Consider the following 277-nt stretch of genomic DNA (forward strand, 5'->3'; position numbering starts at 1 on the left):
GCTGGTACTGGCGCGCTTCACTCCGTTGAAGTACGTCTTCCTGACCGGTCACCACATGGTGTTCATGGCCACCATGCTCACCGTTATTCTGTCCGTCGGCCTGGGAGAAGGCCTTGACTGGCTGGTCGTGCTCCTCGGGGCCGTCCTGCTGGGCGTGATCATGGTGGTCATGCCGGCATTCCTCCACCCGTGGACGAAGAAGATCACCGGCAATGACACCATCGCAATCGGCCATTTCGGTTCTTTGGGTTACATCGCAGCGGGCGCAGTCGGACAG

Annotated in this window: 1 protein-coding gene; it reads left to right on the forward strand. The window is 60.3% G+C overall.

Annotation, left to right across the window (positions count from 1 at the left end; all coding sequences use genetic code 11):
* A partial coding sequence (locus QWY29_RS20370) for a PTS transporter subunit IIC (protein WP_300963046.1) occupies window positions 1-277 on the forward strand: 277 nt, incomplete at both ends.

The organism is Nocardioides abyssi (assembly GCF_030412915.1).
Taxonomy (GTDB): domain Bacteria; phylum Actinomycetota; class Actinomycetes; order Propionibacteriales; family Nocardioidaceae; genus Nocardioides; species Nocardioides abyssi.